19 protein-coding genes and 1 pseudogene are annotated in these 19,663 nt (G+C 70.7%); 13 read left to right on the top strand and 7 right to left on the bottom strand.

Going from position 1 to position 19,663, the window contains the following annotated elements; translation table 11 throughout:
• Nucleotides 1-137: 137 nt before the first annotated feature.
• The gene (locus AC2XR2_RS28550) at nucleotides 138-3,344 is read left to right on the top strand and encodes a tetratricopeptide repeat protein (protein WP_491516661.1); all 3,207 of its coding nucleotides are present in this window, start codon (nucleotides 138-140) and stop codon (nucleotides 3,342-3,344) included.
• Nucleotides 3,345-3,520: 176 nt separating this feature from the next.
• Here the strand turns inward: AC2XR2_RS28550 and AC2XR2_RS28545 are convergent, their stop codons facing one another.
• Both AC2XR2_RS28545 and mca read right to left on the bottom strand, forming a co-directional pair.
• Nucleotides 3,521-3,826 carry a hypothetical protein gene (locus AC2XR2_RS28545; RefSeq protein WP_491516660.1) on the bottom strand — a complete coding sequence of 102 codons (306 nt, stop codon included), beginning with the start codon at nucleotides 3,824-3,826 and terminating at the stop codon, nucleotides 3,521-3,523.
• Nucleotides 3,819-4,679, bottom strand: a complete 861-nt coding sequence (mca, locus tag AC2XR2_RS28540) for a mycothiol conjugate amidase Mca (RefSeq protein ID WP_330269621.1) — start codon at nucleotides 4,677-4,679, stop codon at nucleotides 3,819-3,821. The genes AC2XR2_RS28545 and mca overlap by 8 nt, the downstream gene beginning before the upstream one ends.
• A gap of 136 nt (nucleotides 4,680-4,815) precedes the next feature.
• Here mca and AC2XR2_RS28535 point away from each other — a divergent pair, with 136 nt between their 5' ends.
• Both AC2XR2_RS28535 and greA read left to right on the top strand, forming a co-directional pair.
• Nucleotides 4,816-5,214 (top strand): DUF4307 domain-containing protein, encoded by a 399-nt coding sequence (locus tag AC2XR2_RS28535; RefSeq protein ID WP_491516659.1) that lies wholly within the window; start codon nucleotides 4,816-4,818, stop codon nucleotides 5,212-5,214.
• A gap of 192 nt (nucleotides 5,215-5,406) precedes the next feature.
• Nucleotides 5,407-5,907, top strand: a complete 501-nt coding sequence (greA, locus tag AC2XR2_RS28530) for a transcription elongation factor GreA (protein WP_330264744.1) — start codon at nucleotides 5,407-5,409, stop codon at nucleotides 5,905-5,907.
• 68 nt (nucleotides 5,908-5,975) lie between these two features.
• Here greA and AC2XR2_RS28525 read toward each other — a convergent pair whose 3' ends face one another.
• From AC2XR2_RS28525 to ilvA, 3 genes are all read right to left on the bottom strand, one after another.
• Entirely contained in the window at nucleotides 5,976-6,776 is an 801-nt protein-coding gene (locus AC2XR2_RS28525; protein WP_391191447.1) for an ABC transporter permease, read from the bottom strand.
• The gene (locus AC2XR2_RS28520) at nucleotides 6,773-7,753 is read right to left on the bottom strand and encodes an ATP-binding cassette domain-containing protein (RefSeq protein WP_491516658.1); all 981 of its coding nucleotides are present in this window, start codon (nucleotides 7,751-7,753) and stop codon (nucleotides 6,773-6,775) included. Before AC2XR2_RS28520 ends, AC2XR2_RS28525 begins: the two co-directional genes overlap by 4 nt.
• Before the next feature lie 144 nt (nucleotides 7,754-7,897).
• Nucleotides 7,898-9,127 (bottom strand): threonine ammonia-lyase, encoded by a 1,230-nt coding sequence (gene ilvA / locus AC2XR2_RS28515; protein ID WP_381298409.1) that lies wholly within the window; start codon nucleotides 9,125-9,127, stop codon nucleotides 7,898-7,900.
• 163 nt (nucleotides 9,128-9,290) lie between these two features.
• Between ilvA and AC2XR2_RS28510 the strand changes: the two genes are divergently transcribed.
• From AC2XR2_RS28510 to AC2XR2_RS28500, 3 genes are all read left to right on the top strand, one after another.
• Entirely contained in the window at nucleotides 9,291-9,794 is a 504-nt protein-coding gene (locus tag AC2XR2_RS28510; protein WP_491518520.1) for a MarR family winged helix-turn-helix transcriptional regulator, read from the top strand.
• 142 nt (nucleotides 9,795-9,936) lie between these two features.
• Nucleotides 9,937-10,446 (top strand): sigma factor-like helix-turn-helix DNA-binding protein, encoded by a 510-nt coding sequence (locus AC2XR2_RS28505; protein WP_381298407.1) that lies wholly within the window; start codon nucleotides 9,937-9,939, stop codon nucleotides 10,444-10,446.
• Nucleotides 10,447-10,489: 43 nt separating this feature from the next.
• Nucleotides 10,490-10,738, top strand: a complete 249-nt coding sequence (locus AC2XR2_RS28500) for a hypothetical protein (RefSeq protein WP_381298406.1) — start codon at nucleotides 10,490-10,492, stop codon at nucleotides 10,736-10,738.
• 13 nt (nucleotides 10,739-10,751) lie between these two features.
• Here the strand turns inward: AC2XR2_RS28500 and AC2XR2_RS28495 are convergent, their stop codons facing one another.
• Nucleotides 10,752-11,909, bottom strand: coding sequence for a cystathionine gamma-synthase (locus AC2XR2_RS28495; RefSeq protein WP_449351734.1), 1,158 nt, complete (start codon nucleotides 11,907-11,909; stop codon nucleotides 10,752-10,754).
• Nucleotides 11,910-12,071: 162 nt separating this feature from the next.
• Here AC2XR2_RS28495 and AC2XR2_RS28490 point away from each other — a divergent pair, with 162 nt between their 5' ends.
• From AC2XR2_RS28490 to AC2XR2_RS28465, 6 genes and pseudogenes are all read left to right on the top strand, one after another.
• Entirely contained in the window at nucleotides 12,072-13,190 is a 1,119-nt protein-coding gene (locus AC2XR2_RS28490) for a hypothetical protein (protein WP_381298402.1), read from the top strand.
• Nucleotides 13,191-13,398: 208 nt separating this feature from the next.
• Nucleotides 13,399-15,105, top strand: a complete 1,707-nt coding sequence (locus tag AC2XR2_RS28485) for a M48 family metalloprotease (protein ID WP_491516657.1) — start codon at nucleotides 13,399-13,401, stop codon at nucleotides 15,103-15,105.
• Nucleotides 15,102-16,247 carry a hypothetical protein gene (locus AC2XR2_RS28480; RefSeq protein WP_491516656.1) on the top strand — a complete coding sequence of 382 codons (1,146 nt, stop codon included), beginning with the start codon at nucleotides 15,102-15,104 and terminating at the stop codon, nucleotides 16,245-16,247. Before AC2XR2_RS28485 ends, AC2XR2_RS28480 begins: the two co-directional genes overlap by 4 nt.
• Before the next feature lie 247 nt (nucleotides 16,248-16,494).
• Nucleotides 16,495-17,166 (top strand): peptide-methionine (S)-S-oxide reductase MsrA, encoded by a 672-nt coding sequence (gene msrA / locus AC2XR2_RS28475; RefSeq protein ID WP_491516655.1) that lies wholly within the window; start codon nucleotides 16,495-16,497, stop codon nucleotides 17,164-17,166.
• Nucleotides 17,163-17,756, top strand: a complete 594-nt coding sequence (locus AC2XR2_RS28470) for a DUF3885 domain-containing protein (RefSeq protein ID WP_491516654.1) — start codon at nucleotides 17,163-17,165, stop codon at nucleotides 17,754-17,756. The genes msrA and AC2XR2_RS28470 overlap by 4 nt, the downstream gene beginning before the upstream one ends.
• Before the next feature lie 41 nt (nucleotides 17,757-17,797).
• Nucleotides 17,798-17,935: pseudogene (locus tag AC2XR2_RS28465) on the top strand (peptide-methionine (S)-S-oxide reductase MsrA); the annotation flags it as partial.
• 36 nt (nucleotides 17,936-17,971) lie between these two features.
• Here AC2XR2_RS28465 and AC2XR2_RS28460 read toward each other — a convergent pair.
• On the bottom strand, nucleotides 17,972-18,640 hold the full coding sequence (locus tag AC2XR2_RS28460) for a hypothetical protein (RefSeq protein WP_491516653.1): 669 nt from the start codon (nucleotides 18,638-18,640) through the stop codon (nucleotides 17,972-17,974).
• 143 nt (nucleotides 18,641-18,783) lie between these two features.
• Between AC2XR2_RS28460 and AC2XR2_RS28455 the strand changes: the two genes are divergently transcribed.
• Nucleotides 18,784-19,377 carry a DUF4291 domain-containing protein gene (locus AC2XR2_RS28455; RefSeq protein ID WP_491516652.1) on the top strand — a complete coding sequence of 198 codons (594 nt, stop codon included), beginning with the start codon at nucleotides 18,784-18,786 and terminating at the stop codon, nucleotides 19,375-19,377.
• Nucleotides 19,378-19,663 lie beyond the last annotated feature (286 nt).

The following is a 19,663-nucleotide window of genomic DNA, read 5'->3' as shown; positions in this document are numbered from 1 at the left end:
CGGCCTCCGGGCCGCGGGCCCGCGGCCCGCCCTCACCGACCCTGCATGAGGGTCCGGCGCCCCTGCCCTCTCGCCCCGATGCCCCGTCCGCAGCACACTTGACCAAGAAAGCCGTTGCCGCCGGAGGGGGAAGTGACATGCGGGACAGTCATCGGGCGGAAGCCGAGCGGCTGTTGGGGCGGGCCGTGGAGGAGGAGGTGCGGCGGTCGGGCGGGCGGGTCGACGGGGCCGTACTGCTGTCGCGGGCCCGTGGATCGCTGGACGCGATGGCGCAGTCGGCCGCGGAGGAGTACGAGGCGTACACGCGGGCGCTGGACGAGGCGCAGGCCGGTCAGCTCACCTTCGGGCAGCGGTACGCGAAGGAAGCGTCCGGAACTCCCCTGCTGGTGGCTGCGGTTGCCGCGGTCGCGGCCGCCGTCGCCGACCTCGCGCTCGGCACCGACACGGGCACCGCGCTGGGCGCGGGCGTGGTCGTGGGGGTCGTCGGCGCGGCGGCGACCGTGGTGAAGGTGGCCGGCTCGCATCTGCCGGCAGCACACCACCGGGCGGGTGCGCTCGGCCAGCCCGGCGGCCCCGAGCAGTTGCGGCTCCAGTGGCTGACCGCGTTGGAGGTGCGGGGCATCCGGCCCTTCCTCGACCAGCAGCGGGTGCTGAACGCGTCCACCGGCCCGAAGAAGGCGGGCGGTCCGCGACTGCGCGGCACCGACAAGAGCGCGGCGGCCCGCGGGCGGAGTGTGCTGGAGCAGTCGTTCGGGCAACTCCCGGAGCCGGTCGGGGAGTTCGCGGACCGCCGGGTGGAGATGGGGCGCATCCGGCAGTGGGTGCAGGCCTCGCGTGCCACCACCGAGACCCGGCCGACGGTGGTCGTGCTGCACGGACCGCCCGGCAGCGGCCGTACGGCACTCGCGGTCCGCGCGGCGCACGACCTCAAGGACTACTTCCGCGGCGCGTGTGTCGTGGACCTGCGCGGCGACAGCCACGGAGAGTCCCCGCTGTCCACCCGGGACGCGCTGCTGCACCTGCTGAACCGGCTCGGCGCGCCGCGCGAGCAGTTGCTGTTCCGTGAGCGTTCCTCGCCGGACCAGCAGGTCAAGCGGTTGAGCGAGCTGTACCACCAGCATCTGACCGGGCTGCCGGTGACGATCGTGCTGGACGACGCCTCGGACCCCGAGCAGGTCCGGGTCCTGGTCCCGGAGCGTTCCGACAGCCTGGTCCTGGTCACCGCGCGCGGGCCGCTCGACCTGCCGGGCGACCTCGCCGCCCAGGTGCACGAACTGCCGGTGGACGCCCTGGACGCGGCGGGCGCCGAGGAGCTCCTGGACGCGGCGGCGCAGTCGGCCACCGGCCCGTACGACGCCCAATCGGCGGATCTCATCCGGGAGTTGTGCGGCGGCCTGCCGTTGGCGCTGCGCATCGCGGGCTCGTCCCTCGGTCCCCGTTCGCCCCGCCAACTGGCCACGGATCTCAGCGCGTACGGCCCGGTGGAACCGATCGAGCGTGTTCTGTGGCTGCGTTACACCGACCAGTCGGAGCCGGCCCGCCGGCTTCTGCGCCGGCTCGCGCTCGCGGGCCGGGCCTCGCTCGGTGCCGCCGCGGCGGCCGCGCTGCTGGCCACCGACGAGACGGAGGCGACCCGGCACCTGGTCGCACTGGCCCGCGCGGGCCTGATCGACAACGTGCGCGGCAGCCGTTACCGCGTTCACGACGTGGTGCGCGCGTTCGCGCAGGCCAGGCTCCTGGACGAGGAGGAGCCGGCCGAGCGCACGGCCGCGCAGGAACGCCTGATCGTCAACTACGCCGATCTCGCCGACTCCGTGCTGCGGCTGGTGGACGGCAACATGTCGACCCGCTCGGACCGTTTCAGCCCGCACGGTTTCACCTCCCTCGACGAGGCGCTGCGCTGGCTGGACGACGAGTCGAGTTTCATCACGGCGGCGCTGCGGCACGCGGAGGGCGTGAACCAGGGGGCGGTCCTGAACCTCCTGGGCGCGCTGTGCGACTACTGCCTGCTGCGCGGCGACCTCTACCGGCTGGGCGAGATCAGCGAGTTGGCGCAGGCGGTGGACCAGGGGCTGCTGGTCCGCTCGGTGCAGTGGCGCACCGGTATCGCCGCCCGTCAGCTGGGTGAACTGGACAAGGCCCGCACCACGCTGACCTCGGTGGTCGACCTCTACATGGACGCCCATCACGACGCGGGCGCGGCGCGGGCCCTGTGCTCCCTGGGCATCACGCTGCACCACCAGGGCAATCTGGCGGAGGCGGCCGCGAGACTCCAGGAGGCGCTGGCCCTCCAGTCGCCGCCCGAACTGGCCACGGACCGGGCCTGGACGATGCACGCCCTGGCGGCCGTGGAACGCGACCGCGGCCGGGTGGCGGACTCCCTGGACCTGCTCACCCGCTCCCTGGTCCTGCACCGCGCCGGCGAGTCGGTGCACGGCGAGGCCTGGGCGCACTTCCAGCTCGGCCAGCTGAGCCTGCGGATGGGTGACATATCGCGCGCCGAGTCGGAACTGCGGACCGCGCTCGACCTGTACGGCCGTACGCGCGACGCCCGTGGCGAGGCGTGGGCGCTGACCCAGCTGGCCCGGGCCCGTCTGGTGGCCGGGGACCCGTCGGCGGCGGTGGACGGGCTGCGCCAGGCGGCCTCCCGCCATCGCGACAACGAGGACGCGCGGGGCGAGGCGTGGACGGTGTACTACCTGGGGCAGGCGCTGGAGGAGACGGGCAACCTGGACCTCGCGGTCCGCGAACTGGAACGCTCCCGCACGATGTTCTCCCGGATGCGGGACGTCTACGGCCTGGCCTGCGCCCGGCACCACTCGGCCCGCGTCACCCGTGACCAGCGCGCCGCGCAGACGGGCTCGCTGCGCAACTCCGGCTTCGCCCGCCAGCTCCTGGTCGACGCCCGGGCCGACTTCCAGCGCATCGGTGTCGCCCACGGCGAGGCCTGGACCTGTCTGGAACTCGCGGTGGTCGACGCGGGGAACGGCCGCACCCCCCAGGCCCTCGCCCTGTGCGAGGAGGCGACGGCCCTGTTCACCTCCTACGGCGACCGCCGCGGCGAGGACTGGGCCCGCTTCCTGCGCTGCACGTTGCTGCCGTACGCGGCGCCGGGCGGGGTGGAGGTGGGCGCGGCGGTGGCGGCGGAGGAACTCGCCGACCTCGCCCGCAACGGCCACACCACCCGCGACGGCAAGCTGGACGAGTACGTCGAGGCCTACACCCTCCTCCTGGAACGCGGCGTGAACCTGGAAGCAGGCTGGCAGGCCTGGCGCCTGGGCATGGTCCCGAACCGGCATGCGCGGGAGGTGATGGGGGTGGCGGCGACGGCTCCGTCTCCGTGAGGGTTCGGCGGGGACGGCGCAGCAGTGGCGGGCCCTCTGCGTGCGGGCTACGGCATCCGCTGCCTGTCTGATCCGAGGGCGCGGGTCCTCGGGCACCGGTCGCTCGGCGTTCGACGGCCGCGTGCGACCGCCGGCGGGAGGGGGCGTATGTGACCCTCCCGCCGCCGGTCGTGCGGTCAGCCCTTGCCGGGTGCGGGCTTGCCGGACGAACCCTCGGTGGTGCTCCGGCCGGCCGTGCCCTGGGCGGCGGTCTCCTTCTCGGACGTGCCGTCGCCGGAGGCGGCGTCGTCCGGGGTCTCCTTGAAGTCGACCTTGTTCATGTGCTTGCTCATGGACTTCATCAGGGCCCACACCGCCAGGGCCATCGCCGCGAAGACGATGAAGCCGAGGACGCCGGGGGTGACCTTGTCCTCGTCGACCTCCTGGGCGAAGGTCACGACGTGCGTCATTGCCAGGCTTGCGCTTGCGCTCATGTCAGGCATTGTCGCGGATGCCCGCAAAGAGGTCGTCCTCGGGGAGGGAGGTATCGACGAGGGACTTCGCGAGCTCGTACTCCTCCGTCGGCCAGACCTCCTTCTGGATCTCCAGCGGGACCTTGAACCAGCCGCCGTCGGGGTCGATCTGGGTGGCGTGCGCGATCAGGGCCTTGTCGCGGATCTCGTAGAACTCGGCGCACGGGATGTGCGTGGTCAGGGTGCGGTCGCGCATCGGCGAGTCGTCCCAGCGCTTGAGCCAGTCCCCGTACGGCGACTCCATGCCCCGCTCGAGCAGCGCGTTGTGCAGCGCCTCGGTGCGGGGGCGGTTGAAGCCCTGGTTGTAGTACAGCTTCTGCGGCTGGTAGGCCGGGCCGAACTCGGCCTCCGGGAACTTCTCGGTGTCCGCCGCGCCCTCGAACGCCACCATCGAGATCTTGTGGGTCATGATGTGGTCGGGGTGCGGGTAGCCGCCGTTCTCGTCGTAGGTGGTGATCACCTGGGGACGGAAGGCGCGGATCTGCTTCACCAGCTCGCCGGCCGCCTTGTCGACGTCCTCCAGCGCGAAGCAGCCCTCGGGCAGCGGCGGCAGCGGGTCGCCCTCGGGCAGGCCGGAGTCGACGAAGCCGAGCCACTCCTGCTTGACGCCGAGGATCTCGCGGGCCTCGTCCATCTCCTTCTTGCGTACCTCGTGGATGTGCTCCTCGATGTACTTGTCGCCCTGGAGCTTCGGGTTGAGGATGGAGCCGCGCTCCCCGCCCGTGCAGGTCACGACCAGCACGTCCACCCCCTCGGACACGTACTTCGCCATGGTGGCCGCGCCCTTGCTCGACTCGTCGTCGGGGTGGGCGTGCACGGCCATCAGTCGCAGCTGGTCAGTCAAGACTCAATCCTCGTAAGTCGGCGCCCCCGGTGTCTTCGGGTGCGAACGGCGGCTTCTATAGTGACCGAATCGGGGGGCTTTTCATTCCACGGTCTCGGTTTACCAGGAGACGATCATGAGTACGGCGAGCACCCAGCTGCCCGAGGGCCGCTACGGCCGTTCCTCGGACGAGCGCGCCGACCACAAGCTCAGGATCGCCGGTGCCGTGCTCGGCACCCTCCTGCTCGTGCTGATCGGTTACTTCGCCTATCACTACGTCGGCCAGAACAAGATCAGCGGCGAGGTGATCGCCTTCGACGCGAAGAAGTCCGCGGTGGAGGTGCATCTGGAGGTCCGCAAGGACTCCGGCACCTCCGGCTACTGCACGGTCCGCTCCCAGGCGGCGGACGGCTCCGAGGTGGGCCGGGCCGACTTCCGCTTCGGCGGCGAGGCCACCCGCATCGACAAGCTCGTCACCCTCCGTACGACGGCCCCCGGGACCACGGCCGAGCTGCTGGGCTGTCACGCCGACTGACGTCACCACCCGCCCCACCACCGGCGTCACCCTCGGCCGGGAGCCGCTGAGCTGCGCCGACGTATTTCTGATGGCTTATGTCCTCCCCCTTCGGCTCCTGAATTGTTAGGCTCGTGGTTTCGCCCTTCCGTGAAGGAACATTCTTCTGGGTAGGGCGATGCTTTGTATTCCCAGTACCTACGAGGAGCACCTGTGACCCAGACCAGCGAAGACGTCACCTGGCTTACGCAGGAGGCGTACACCAAGCTCAAGGAAGAGCTGGCGTACCTGTCTGGTCCCGCGCGCGAGGAAGTCACCGCGAAGATCGCGGCCGCGCGCGAGGAGGGCGACCTGCGCGAGAACGGCGGGTACCACGCGGCCAAGGAAGAGCAGGGCAAGCAGGAGCTCCGCATCCGCCAGCTGACCCAGCTCCTGGAGAAGGCCAAGGTCGGCGAGGCTCCGGCGTCCGCGGACGGCACCGTGGCACCCGGCATGGTCGTGACCATCGCCTTCGACGGTGACGAGGACGACACCATGACCTTCCTGCTCGCCTCCCGCGAGTACGCGAGCGCGGACGTCGAGACCTACTCGCCGCAGTCCCCGCTCGGCTCCGGCGTGATCGGCCACAAGGTCGGTGAGGACGCGGAGTACGAACTGCCGAACGGCAAGAAGGCCTCCGTCACCATCCTCAAGGCCGAGCCCTACAGCGGCTGACCCGGCCGCCTGCCCGCCCTGGACCGGTCCCCGGCGCCCGCCACGGCGCCGGGGACCGCGTCATGTGCTCAGCCGTGTGCCCGGCGGTACTTGCGGACGGCCAGGGTGCGGAAGACCAGGATGATCAGGACCGACCAGATCAGCGAGGCCCACACCGGGTGCTGCATGGGCCAGGCGTCGGAGGCCTGGAAGCCCGGCGGGAGGTTGCCGAACAGCTCACGGCACGCCTGCACGGTGGCGCTGAACGGGTTCCACTCCGCGATGTGTCTCAGGAACGTGGGCATCTGGTTGGCGTCCACGAAGGCGTTCGAGATGAACGTCAGCGGAAACAGCCAGATCAGACCACCTGAGGTCGCCGCCTCTGGGGTGCGCACGGACAGGCCGATGAGGGCGCCGATCCAGGAGAACGCGTATCCGAGCAGCAGGAGCAGACCGAATCCGGCGAGCACCTTGCCGAAGTTCTCGTGGGTACGCCAGCCGACGATCACCGCGACGATCGCCAGGACGACGAGGGTGAGCGCCGTCTGGGCCAGGTCGGCGATGGTCCGGCCGGTCAGTACCGCGCCCCGGGTCATGGGCAGGGAGCGGAAGCGGTCGATGAGGCCCTTGTGCATGTCGTCGGCGATGCCGGCGCCCGCGCCCGCCGTGGCGAAGGTGACGGTCTGGGCGAAGATGCCGGCCATCAGGAACTCGCGGTAGGCCTGGGTGGAGGTGGACGAGCCGACCTGGATCGAGCCGCCGAAGACGTAGGTGAACAGCACCACGAACATGATCGGCTGGACCAGGCCGAAGATGATCATCTCGGGAATCCGGCTCATGCGGATCAGATTCCTGCGGGTGATCACCAGGGAATCACTGACGGCGCTCACTTGGCGGTCTCCTTCTCGTCGCTCTCCTCGTCCTTGGCCTCGGCCACATGTCCCGTCAGGGACAGGAAGACGTCGTCGAGGGTGGGTCTGCGCAGTCCGATGTCGTCGATCTCGATGCCGCGGGTGTCGAGCTCGCGGATGACCTCGGCGAGCAGCTTCGCGCCGCCGCTCACGGGGACGGTGAGCTTGCGCATGTGGTCCTCGACGGTGGTCTCCCCCTTGCCGAAGCCGCGCAGCACCTCCATGGCGGTCTGGATGTGCTCGCGCTCGTGCACGACGACCTCGACGCGCTCGCCGCCGGTGCGGGCCTTGAGCTGGTCGGAGGTGCCCCGGGCGATGACCCGGCCGTGGTCCACGACGGCGACGTCGTGGGCGAGGTGGTCGGCCTCTTCCAGGTACTGGGTGGTCAGCAGGAGGGTCGTACCGCCGGAGACCAGCTGTTTGATGACCTCCCACAGCATCTGGCGGTTGCGTGGGTCGAGGCCTGTCGTCGGCTCGTCCATGAACATCACGGGCGGGGAGACGACCAGGGCGGCGGCGAGGTCGAGGCGGCGGCGCATGCCGCCGGAGTAGGTCTTGGTGGGGCGGTCGGCCGCGTCGGCGAGGTCGAACTGCTCCAGCAGCTCGATGGCGCGGACCTTCGCCTGCTTGGCCTTCATCTGGTACAGCTGGCCGACCATCTGGAGGTTCTCGCGGCCGGTGAGGTATTCGTCGACCGCGGCGAACTGGCCGGAGAGGCCGATGGAGCGGCGGACCGCGTCGGGTTGCTTGAGCACGTCGATGCCCGCGACGACCGCGCGGCCGCTGTCGGGTTTGAGCAGGGTGGTCAGACAGCGGACGGTTGTCGTCTTGCCCGCGCCGTTCGGTCCGAGGAGGCCCAGGACGGTGCCCTCCGGGACATCGAGGTCGACGCCGTCCAGAGCCTTTACGTCGCCGAAGGTCTTGACCAGGCCTTCGGCGTAGATGGCGCCTGGCATATGAGTCTCCACGTCGTCGGGGATTGTTGGGAAAGCCTAGGTAGGCGCGACGTCCTCCGCCTTCCGTTTTCCACACACACCATAACGCGATGTATCGCGTCTCTCAATGGACTTAACCGAACGAGTGAACCCGAGTCCGTGACCTCAGTCGATGACGGTGTAGCCCGCTTCGCGCAGGGCGCGGCCGACCTCGGCGCAGTGCTCCGGCCCCTTCGTCTCCAGGTGCAGCTCGACCTCCGCCTCCGCGAGCCCGAGCCGTGGATCGGTCCGGACGTGGCTTACGTCGAGGACATTAGCGTCGACCACTGACAACACCCCGAGAAGCGTCGCGAGGGCACCGGGCCGGTCCGTGAGGCGGAGTCGTACGGCCAGGTAGCGGCCCTGCGCGGCCATGCCGTGGCGCAGGACGCGCTGGAGCAGCACCGGATCGACGTTGCCGCCGGACAGCAGGGCGACGACCGGTCCCTCGAAGGCGCCCGGGTCGCTCAGCAGGGCCGCGACCGGGCTCGCCCCGGCCGGCTCGACCACCAGCTTGGCCCGCTCCAGACACAGCAGGAGCGCGGCGGACAGCTCGTCCTCCGTCACCGTGCGGACCTCGTCCACGAGGTCGTCCACGATCCCGAACGGCACGTCACCGGGCCGTCCGACCTTCATGCCGTCGGCCATCGTCGCCGGGTTCTCGATCGACACCGGGCGCCCGGCCGCCAGCGAGGGCGGATACGCGGCCGCGCCCGCCGCCTGCACGCCCACGATCCGCACGTCGGGCCGCAGGGCCTTCACGGCGATCGCGACCCCGGCCGCGAGTCCGCCGCCGCCGATGCCGAGGACGATCGTGCGCACCTCGGGGCACTGCTCCAGGATCTCCAGGCCGACCGTGCCCTGGCCCGCGATGACGTCGGGGTGGTCGAAGGGGTGGATGAACACCGCGCCCGTCTCGGCCGCGTACTCCTGGGCGGCGGCCAGCGTCTCGTCGACCACCTGGCCGTGCAGGCGCACCTCGGCGCCGTAGTCCCTGGTCGCGCTGATCTTCGGCAGCGGGGCACCCTTCGGCATGAACACCGTGGAGCGCACGCCGAGCAGGGTGGAGGCCAGGGCGACGCCCTGCGCGTGGTTGCCGGCGCTCGCGGCCACGACACCCGCGGCCCGCTCCTCGGGCAGCAGCCCGGCGATGCGGACGTAGGCGCCGCGCAGTTTGAAGGACCCCGTGCGCTGGAGGTTCTCGCACTTGAAGTGCACCGGCGCGCCCACCAGCTGACTCAGATGGCGGCTGCCCTCCATCGCGGTCGTCCGCGCCACGCCCGACAGCATCTTCTGCGCGCCGCGCACGTCGTCGAGCGTCACCGGCGGCACGGGGCGGGCCTTGCGGTAGTTCATGACTCAAGTCTCGCAGTTCACACGCGCGGACTCGCGCTGTGACCAACGTCCGAGACGGGTTTGCGCAGCGCTGGTACGGCTCGCCTCCCGGCCGCGTACTCTGTCCCCCAATTCAGCTCCCCCTTCATGAAGTGAGCCTCCGGCCATGCCCACAACACCTGAAATGTCGATGGACATGACGACCGTCGGTGACACCGGTCTCCTCGACACGCTCCAGCACGAGGTGGCGGTCTTCGCCCGTCGTGCCGAACAGACCCGGCTCGGCGGGGTGGGGCAGGTGCGCAATTCCATGGACCGTGCCGCGTACCTGCTGCTCAACCGGCTCGACAAGGAGGGCCCGATGGGCGTCAAGGCGCTCGCGGCGAGCATGGGGATCGACTCGTCGACCGTCACCCGCCAGGTGGCCCCGCTCGTCGACACCGGGCTGGTCAAGCGCACCTCGCACCCCGAGGACGGGCGCGCGGTGGTGCTCCAGCTGTCCCCGCGCGGGCAGTCCCGGCTGGAGGAAGTGCGTTCCTCCCGGCGTCAGTTGATGGCCGAGCTGACACACGACTGGGCGCCCGAGGAGCGCGAGGCGTTCTGCACGCTCCTCACGCGCTTCAACACGGCGCTCTCCTCCCGGATGGCCGCCCAGGGCGTCCCGGGGCCGGACGCACAGTCCTCCTAGCCGCCCGCACACGCGTGTGTCGCCCCACCTCTTGACCGGACGGGCGCGCCGGGCCTCATATGAGACCGGGGGGCCTTCGAGACCGGGTTCTCGTGGTCGTGCGAAGCCGTCGTACGACCGTCCGCGGGCGGCGGGAGGTGCGGTGCGGCAACGGCAGGTGGTCCAGGGCACGCGTCGGGCCCGAGAGTTCGAGGCGTTCGTCGCGGGCGCGTCCGGGCGGCTGCTGCACACCGCCACGCTCCTGACGGCGGAGGCCCCGGACGACAACCCGCGCGCGCGGCGCCTGCTGACGCTGGCGCTCGCCCACACGTACGCGTGCTGGGACCGGCTGCGCGGCGAGGACCCCTACGACCGGGCCCGCCAGTACCTGGCGCTGCGCTTCGCGCACGGGGCCTGGCGCCGCCACGGCCTGCTGCTCCGCGGCCGCCCGCACCCCACCAGCCCGCTGGCCCGGCTGGCCCCGCAGGAGCGTCTGATCGTGGTGCTGCGCCTCTACGAGGGCGTCGCCGAGCAGCAGGCGGCGGCCCTGCTCGGCCTGCCCACGGAACGCGTCCGCACGATCTGCGACCGGGCGACGGCGAGCCTCCTGCACCCCCCGCGCCGGACCGCGTCGGCGGTGGTGGGCGCGAAGGCGAAGGTGGCCGCGTCATGAGACACCCGCTCATGAGACCTCCGGGGGGCCCGGGGAGGCACACGTGAACCGGAGCCAGCGTGAGGCGGCCGTGCGGCAGCTCATGGAGCGGGCGTCGCCGCAGGTGCCGGCGGACCTGTACGGGGACGTCGTACGGCGTGGGACGCGCATGCTGCGGCGCCGGGTCCTGGCGCGCCGGCTGATGTGGCTGGCGCTGTTCGCGGCGAGTGTGGCGTTCGCGGTGTGGGCGCTGACCGCGCGCCCGTGGGTGGAGCCGCCGTCCACGACGACTCCACCGATGACGGGCTGGTGAGTCCGGGCCCGGCCTACTTGGTCAGCGCCTGCTGGAGGTCCTCCAGCAGGTCGTCGACGTTCTCGATGCCCACGGACAGGCGCACGAGGTCGGCGGGCACCTCGAGGGCGGAGCCCGCGACGGACGCGTGCGTCATCCGGCCGGGGTGCTCGATCAGCGACTCGACACCGCCCAGGGACTCGCCCAGCGTGAAGATCTTCGCGCGGTTGCAGACCTCGACGGCCGCTTCCTCGCCGCCCTCCACGCGGAAGGAGACCATGCCGCCGAAGGAACGCATCTGCTTGGCGGCGACCTCGTGGCCGGGGTGGTCCTCGAGGCCCGGGTAGAGCACCTTGGTCACGCGCGCGTGGCGGGTGAGCATGTCGGCGACCTTGGTGGCGTTCTCGCTGTGCCGGTCCATGCGCACCGACAGCGTCTTGGCGCCGCGCAGCACCAGCCAGGAGTCGAAGGGCCCGGCGACCGCGCCCATCGCGTTCTGGTGGTACGCCAGCTCCTCGCCGAGCGTCTCGTCGGCGGCGATCAGCGCACCGCCCACGACGTCGGAGTGGCCGCCCATGTACTTGGTCAGGGAGTGCACGACGACGTCGGCGCCGAGCGACAGCGGCTGCTGGAGGTAGGGCGTGGCGAAGGTGTTGTCGACGACGAGCTTCGCGCCCGCGTCCCGGGAGACCTGGGCGAGGGCGGCGATGTCGCTGATGCCGAGCAGCGGGTTGGAGGGGGTCTCCACCCACACGGCCTTGGTCTTCGGGGTGATCGCGGCCCGTACGGCGGCCGGGTCGCTGGTGTCGGCGACCGACCACTCGACGCCCCAGCGGGCGACGACCTTCGCGAACAGCCGGAAGGTGCCGCCGTACGCGTCGTTGGGGATGACCACGTGGTCGCCGGGGCTGAGCAGCGTGCGCAGCAGGCAGTCCTCGGCCGCCAGTCCGGACGCGAACGCGAGGCCCCGGCGGCCGCCTTCGAGGGCGGCGAGGTTCTCCTCCAGGGCGGTGCGGGTCGGGTTGGCGCTACGGCTGTACTCGTAGCCGCCGCGCAGACCGCCGACGCCGTCCTGCTTGTAGGTCGAGACCTGGTAGATCGGGGGGACCACCGCACCGGTGAGGGGGTCCGCGGTGTTGCCCGCGTGGATCGCGAGGGTCTCGAAGTGCTGACTGATGTGCCTGTCGCTCATGGGCCCCGAGGGTAGTCCGCTCGGGAGCCGGATGACGGACACCGCGGTCCTAGACCGTCGGACGGCAGGGTTTTCCCCAGGTCTTCGGGCAGGTGCGGGGAGTTTTCCACAGGGCGCCGACCGGGTTGGGCAATTGTCGGTGGCGTCTGGAACTCTTGAGGCATGGAGATTCTCTGGGTCCTGATGGCGGCGGTCCTGCTGGGCTTCGTGCTGCTCCCGTTCCTGCGGCGCAGGCGAGGCGGCATCGAGCTGGTCCCGGCGGGCCACCCGGACGCCGCGGACCCGGCGGACTACGGCTTCATGCGGCAGGAGGAGCTGGACATCCGCATGCCCGGCCCCGACCAGGACCTGCTGGACGTCCTGGACCTGGTGCAGCGCACCCAGGACTACAAGGCGGCCTCCCAGCTGCTGGCCGGCACCGAGCGGGAGGGCGAGCCGCGCTGGCAGCGCGTGCAGGCTTTCGCCGGGGCCGCCTCACTGGAGTTGCGGCAGCGGCCGGGCGGGGTGAGTGAGGCGCCGGGCGGGCAGTGGCTGCGGGTGTGGCGGGCCGAGCAGCCCAAGGACGCGGGCGGCGCGGCCGTTCACGCGGAGTTCCTGGTGCAGCAGGCGTGGCGCACGTCGACGCCGGGCACCGACGAGTTCCGGATCATCATGGAGGAGGCGAAGGCGGCCTGCGGCGAGGCGGCGCTGCTGGCTCCCGGCGATCCGGTGCCGTACATCGTGGAGCTCTCCGTCGCGCGCGGACTGGCCTATTCCCAGGCGGAGTTCGAGCAGCTGTGGCTGAAGATCCTGGACCGCGCGCCGAACCACATGGGCGCGCATCTGGCCGCGCTGCACTACTGGTGCGAGAAGTGGCACGGCTCGCGGGAGCTGGCGTACACCTTCGCGGAGGCGGCGGCCGCCCGGGCGCCGCACGGCTCGCTGCTGGCCGCGATGCCGCTGTTCGCGGTCTTCGAGCACCTGCCGGAGGTGAACCTGGTCAGCGGCTTCTACCAGAGCGAGGTCGTCACCAAGGCGATCCACGGCGCGCTGCACGCGGTGCACTCGGCCCGCGCGGACGACCCGATGCTTGCCCATGTGCGGCACCTGCTGGTGTTCTTCCTGGTGCGGAGCGAGCGCTGGGCGGAGGCGATGAGCCAGCTCGTGCACATCGACGGCCATGTCGGCGCGCTGCCCTGGACCCTGTCGGCCGACCCGGCCGCGGAGTTCGCGATATACCGGGCCCTGGCGGTGGCGGGGTACGAGGCGAACGGCGGCAGTCCGGCGACACTCGCGCAGTGACGCCGTAGGTCCAGCCGTGATCCCAGCCGGGCCAGGGCCCTCCTGCGGGCGCGTCTTGCCTGATGGCGGGCCGGTCGGCCATACTCCGCGCTCACACCCTGTTGGTCATGAGCACGTCTTACGTGCCCGTCGGCCGCCAGGTCGTTCCGTGATCCTTTGATCCGTCCCGTGGGGGGACCGATCCGTCCTGTGGGGGGACCTCTGCCCAATGGGCACGACTCTGCGTGCGCTGCGCGCTCTTCTGCTGCTCGCCGGCTTCTATCTGCTCGGCGTCCTGCTGCTGGCCGTGCTGGCCGGCGCCGACTACCTGCTGTTCCTGCACGCCCCGACCAGCCTCGCGGGCAAGTTGATCATCGTCTCCGTGCTGCTGGCGATCCCGCTGGTGCGCGGCCTGTTCATGCTGCGCACGCCGCGGGACGAGGAGATGGCGGGCCTGCCCGTCACCGAGGCCGATGAGCCCGGACTGTGGCGGACGGTGAGGGAGTTGGCCGACGAGGTCGGCACCGCCGCCCCGTCCCGGATCGTCCTGACCGCCGATGTCAACGCCGCCGTCGCCGAGGACGCCCGACTGCTGGGGCTACGGCCGGGACCGCGCCGCCTCTACCTAGGCGTACCGCTGCTTCAGGGGCTGTCGCAGGCGCAGTTGCGGGCGGTCCTCGCCCATGAGCTGGGCCACTACTCGAACTCCGACACCCGGCTCGCCGCCCTGACCGTGCGCGGCCGTACCCAAGTGCTGCGCACCATCAGGCACTTCGAGCAGCGTGCCGACAACACGGCCGCGCGCGAGCAGGCCAAGCAGGAGAAGAAGAACGCCAAGGCCGAGGCGAAGGGCAAGCAGGCCAAGGAGGTCGACACCGGCCACGCGGGCATCACGTACCGCACCATGGCGAAGATCTACGTCGGCTACGCCAAGCTGTACTTCCGCGCCACGCTCTCCGTCTCCCGCCGCCAGGAGTACGCCGCCGACATCGCGGCCGCCCGCATCGCCGGACGGGACGCGACCGCCTCGGCGTTGCGCGAGATCCCGGTGCTGGACGGCTCGTTCGACTTCTACATGCGGTGCTACGCCACCCTCGGCACCGACCAGGAGATCCTGCCGCCGCGCGGTGAGATGTTCGGCGGATTCGGCAGGATGCTGAGCGGCCGCAGCCTGGAGCTGGTCGAGATGCGCGGCGATCTGCCGACGGGGCCGACATCGCCGTACGACTCGCATCCGCCGATCGCCGACCGGGTCCGCCGGATCGAGGAACTGCCCGACGACGGGCGGGCGGACGAGGCCCGGGGCGCCGCCCTCGACCTCCTCACCGACCCGCGGCGGACGCTCACGGAGCTGGAGGACGCGGTGCTGACGGAGGAGGTGCGGGGGTTCCGCCGTACCGCCGACTGGCAGGAGCTGCTCGACCTGGTGATGGCCAAGTCGTACCGGGCCGGCACGACGCCGCTGCACCGGGCGTACGCCGAGTACACCGGCGAGCAGCCGACGCTGCCCGTGCTGCTCGACCTGATCGAGGACGGCCGGCTGTGGCAGCTGGCGAAGCGGCTGCCGATGTCCGACGAGGCGGCCGCGGCCCAGGGGCGGGTGTTCCGTGAGTTCGTACGGCCGATCCTGCACAAGTCGCTGAAGAGCATGGTGATGGCCGAACTGAACGCGCGCGGGCTGCTGCGCTGGGAGTTCTCCTGGGAGCGGTCGGCGATCCCGCGGCTGCCGCGGGGCGCGGACGGCGGCGAGACGGATCTCGACGAGGTGGTGGCACCGACGGTGGCCGACGCGCCGGACACGGGGGCGCTGCGGGAGTTGCTCGGGCGGGAGCCCGGCGGGCAGGGCGAGCACGGTGGCTCTCGCGAGCACGGTGAACCCCGTGCCGGCTCTCGCGAGCACGGTGAATCCCGCGAGTCCGAGCGAGGTGCGGTGTGATCATCCTCTGGATCGTTCTGGGTGTCATCGGGGTGCCGTTGCTCGCCCTGGGCCTGTACTTCCTCAAGGCGATCGTGCAGGGCGCGATCGAGGGCTGGCGCGGAGCGGACGACGGGTCGGAGGGGGACGCCGACCGGCCGTACGAGCTGCCGGCCGCGGCCGCCGCGCTCAAGATGAAGCCGCCGGAGGAGCAGAACGGGGACTCCGCGGCGCCGGTACCGGCCGCGCTCACCTCCGCCGTCGCCGCTGCCAAGAGCGGCGACTGGCAGCCGGCCGCGGATCTGCTGGAGGCGACGGCCACCGCGCGGGACTGGGAGAACCGGTCCTTCCACAGCTCGTGGCTCGCGGACGCCGCCGCCGACGACGACACCTGGCTGCTGGCCTGGGAGAGCGCGCGCCCCGACGACCCGGGGGCGGCCCTGGTGCGGGCGCGCAGCACGGTGGCGCTGGCGGGGAAGATCCGGGGGTCGAAGCAGGCGAAGTACACGACCGCCGAGCAGTTCCAGGGTTTCCGGCGGGTCATGGAGCAGTCCCGCGAGCACCACGCCCGGGCGATCTCGGTGGGCGTCGAGGGCGACCCGGTGCCGTACGTCGGACTGATCTCGACCGCGCTGGGGCTCGGTGACCCGCACATCGAGATGGAACGCATCTGGAAGGAGCTCACCGACCGCGATCCGCACCACTACGAGGCGCACTTCATGGCCCTCCAGTACTGGTGTGCCAAGTGGCGCGGCTCGGAGAAACTGGCCCGGGACTTCGCGGCCGAGGCCGCGGCGGAGGCCCCGGCGGGCAGCCTGATGACGGTCTTCCCGCTGATCGCACACTTCGAGCACGACGAGTCGGACACGACGGACGCCGACCGCACGCCTGAGATGCGGGCCCTGGTCGACGCGGTGCTCGCGGACGTGGCGGCGGCGGACCCGGACCATCCGCGTCTGGCGGAGGTACGGCACCTGCTGGCTTACTACCTGTGCCTCCAGGACCGTGACGAGGCGGCGGTGGAGCAGTTCCGCCTGGTCGACGGGTACGTGGACGCGCTGCCGTGGCGGTATCGGGGTGATCCGGCGGGCGAGTTCTGCCGGATGCGGGATCTGAGTCTGGGGAATGTGGGCGGGGGTGGGGGCGAGGGGGTGTCTGGCTGAGGGGGTTGGTTGGCGCTGCGGGTTCGGGGTGCGGGGTGCGGGGAGGAAGTCGGGGCTTCGGCGGGGGGCGGGGGGCCGGGGGCGAGCTGACGGTCGTAGGAATGCGGACCGGTACGGAAACGTTGTGGTGGCCACCGCCCCGCGTTATGGCGACCACCCGCGACCCGGCCGACGCCCCAAGTCCCCGCAGGCGGGGGCTCCTCGCTTCCGTGCCCCGTCCGCATTCGCTCACGAAGGAGCCCGCGTCATGCTGTTCGGCCGTACGCCCGTTCTGCCCACGCCCGAGCAGGCGTTGAAGGGCCGCTCCGAGCCGGTGTTCACGGTGCCGGACCGGCACACGGTGCTCGGCACCCCGCTGCTGGGCCCGTACCCGGAGGGCTATGGGGTGGCCGACTTCGGCATGGGGTGCTTCTGGGGCGCGGAACGCACGTTCTGGCGGCTCCCGGTGGGCGTCTGGACGACACTGGTCGGCTACCAGGGCGGGCACACCGAGAACCCCACGTACGAGGAGGTCTGCTCGGGTCTCACGGGCCACGCGGAGGTGGTCCGGGTGGTGTACGACCCTGCCCTGATCTCCTACGAGCGCCTCCTGAAGACCTTCTGGGAGTCCCACAACCCCACGCAGGGCTTCCGCCAGGGCAATGACGTGGGCACGCAGTACCGCTCGGCGATCCACACCCACACTCCCGAGCAGGCAGCGCTGGCCGTCTCCTCCCGAGCCGCCTACCAACAGGTCCTCACCTACTCGGGCCACCGCACGATCACGACGGAGATCCTCCCGGCCGAGGGCCGCCCTTTCTATCCGGCGGAGGGGTACCACCAGCAGTACCTTTCGGGCAGTAAAAACCCGGACGGGTACTGCGGGCTGGACGGGACGGGGGTGTCGTGCCCGATCGGACTGGCGCCGGCCGAGGGATGAGCAGCGACTTCGACGGAGACCGTCTGTCCGCGCTGTGGCAGCAGCAGTTCCCGAAAGGGCCTCCCATCGCGCACGAACTCCGCACTGCTTACAGCGACCGCTGGGTGCGCTTCCACAGTCTCCCGGGCTCCAAGCGCTACCCGGAGACCGAGGATGAGTACACCATCGTCCTCCACCGGTACAACACGCTCCTGAACGAACTCTTCGAAGGCACCGACGTCTACGTCGTGACCGTGGCCTGGTCCTGGGAACCGGACGGAGCTGAACTCCCGTCACGACGGCCCGAAGTACACCCCGAAGGCAGCCTTTGGACGACGTTGGCCCACGACGACGACCCAGACCCCGAACTACACAGCTACACGCACTTCTACGCCGACCGCCGCCCCTGGCGACCAGGCGCGGTCGATGAGATCCTCCGAGAGGTTGCGGACGACGAGCTCAGCGGAGTGATCATCACGGACAGCGGACTCAGCCGCGTGCACCATCCCTACGACGGCGGCGCAGACGTCATCGCGGCAAGCCCCGAACAACGCACCCGACTGCGCGACGATCACCGCGCCTGGCTGCCCAGCAACCCGGCCGGCCTCTGAAGACCGCGCGAAGGACCGCTCACTGACCGATCGAGGAATGACACCAGCAGTACCTCGACAAGAATCCGGCGGGGTACTGCGGGATCGGTGGGACGGGGGTCAAGCTGAGTGACTCGTTCGAGGTCGACTGGGGCGCATCGTGCCCGACCCGGCTCGTTCCGGCTCCCGCCGACGACTGACCCCTTGCCGACAGCCGTGTTCGGCGAACGTCGAGGTCATGCATTCGGGGCGTCGTGGGCTCCGCGCGCCGCTGAACCGACGTACACCGCCAGGTACCGGAACTCTCCGCCCACTCCGCTCTGCGCTGAGTACGTCTCCCACGCGAGGGGATAGGCACCTCGCAGAGTGCAAGTGTTCGGTTGGTAACTCCCCTCGGCCCACAGCAACGTCCCCGCGAGTTCCCGTCCTTGGTGAATCCGGAAGTCATGATCTCGAGTACGTCGGCGACCGGAGTTCGGCGGCGTCCACAAGGACGGCTCGTTGGACAGCATGAAGGCGAGGCCGTTCCGACCAGACCGATGACAGAAGCGTTCCAGCCTCGCTATGTCCCGAACGAAGTGCAGACGGGCGAGGTCGGTGGCGCCATGTGCCTTCAGGGCGTAGTCCTCGACCGGAGAGCCGGCCTTTCCCGTCCAGCTTCGGGTGAAGTACTTGAACTCGATCGCGGTGCGCCCCTCAGCCCCGAGGCACTCGAGGTCCAGGTACTCGGTCCTGCCCGACTCTCGCTGCGGCACCTCGAGTCGCGAGTCCACGTCCGGCGCCAGCTCCCACAGGACTCGGGCGAAACTGTGCTGAAGGTCGGCTTCGGAATGGAAGACCGGCCGGCGCCCAGCCAGCTTCGCGATGACGTCGTTGAGTGAGACCCGCCCGGCAATGGTTCTCATAGGATCCAACTGCTCCATAGTCACGGTGCCATTGAAATGGCCCCTCGCCTGAACTCCCAAGCCCCCTCGGTCGGCTACCAAGTGAGGAGCCTGGTGGGAAAACGAATGGCCGTCGGAGATCAAGAGACCACACCCTGTACGTCATGAACGAACCACGGCACAGGATCCGAGCGCTGCACACGGCCTCCACGATCACCGTCTACCAGGCCTACGCCCCTGAGATCGGCCTGCCCGCCGCCCAGGAGGGCCGTTTCCCCGCTTTGTGGAAGCGCGACCGGATGACGTGGATCAAGCCGTCGTTCCTGTGGATGATGTACCGCTGTGGCTGGGGCGCCAAAGAAGGGCAGGAGACTGTCCTCGCCGTCGAGATCAGGCGTGACGGCTTCGAGTGGGCGCTGCGCCACGCGACTCTGTCGAGCTATGTGCGCGGAGTACACCCCGACCGGGCCACCTGGCAGCGGCAGTTGAAGCGCTCACCCGCTCGCGTGCAGTGGGACCCCGAGCGGGACCTGCATCTGCAGCCGTTGCCCTACCGATCCCTGCAACTCGGCCTCTCCGGTGAGGCCGTACGACGCTACGCGGACGAATGGACGGTCGCCATCCGCGACGTAACCCCACTCGCTCACGAGATCCAAGCCCTGGTGCACAGCGGGGACTTGGACTCCGCCGCCCGCGCGCTGCCCCAGGAACGCGCGTATCCCATTGAAGACGAACTGCTTGACCACCTGCGCGGCTGACAGTCCGTCCCGCTGGCCATGGGGCATGGCAGCACACGGTGCGCTTTCACAGCCTCCCGCGCTGCTGGACGAACTCTTCGGAGACACCGACGTCTACGTCATCACGGTGGCCTGGTCCTGGGAGCGGGGCGGTGCCGAACTCCTGTCACGGCGGCCCGAGGTGCACCCCGGAGGCAGCCGCTGGACGACCTTGGCGCACGAGGAGGATCCGGACCCGGGGCCGCCAAGAGATCAGGGTCGAGGATGGAACTCCCTCTTGGTCGGAGTCACATCGGTCCGGCGGCAG

Source organism: Streptomyces sp. LS-MS-L19 (assembly GCF_058382285.1).
Note: the sequence above shows the minus strand (reverse complement) of the source record. Positions and strands in the feature narration are given on the sequence as shown.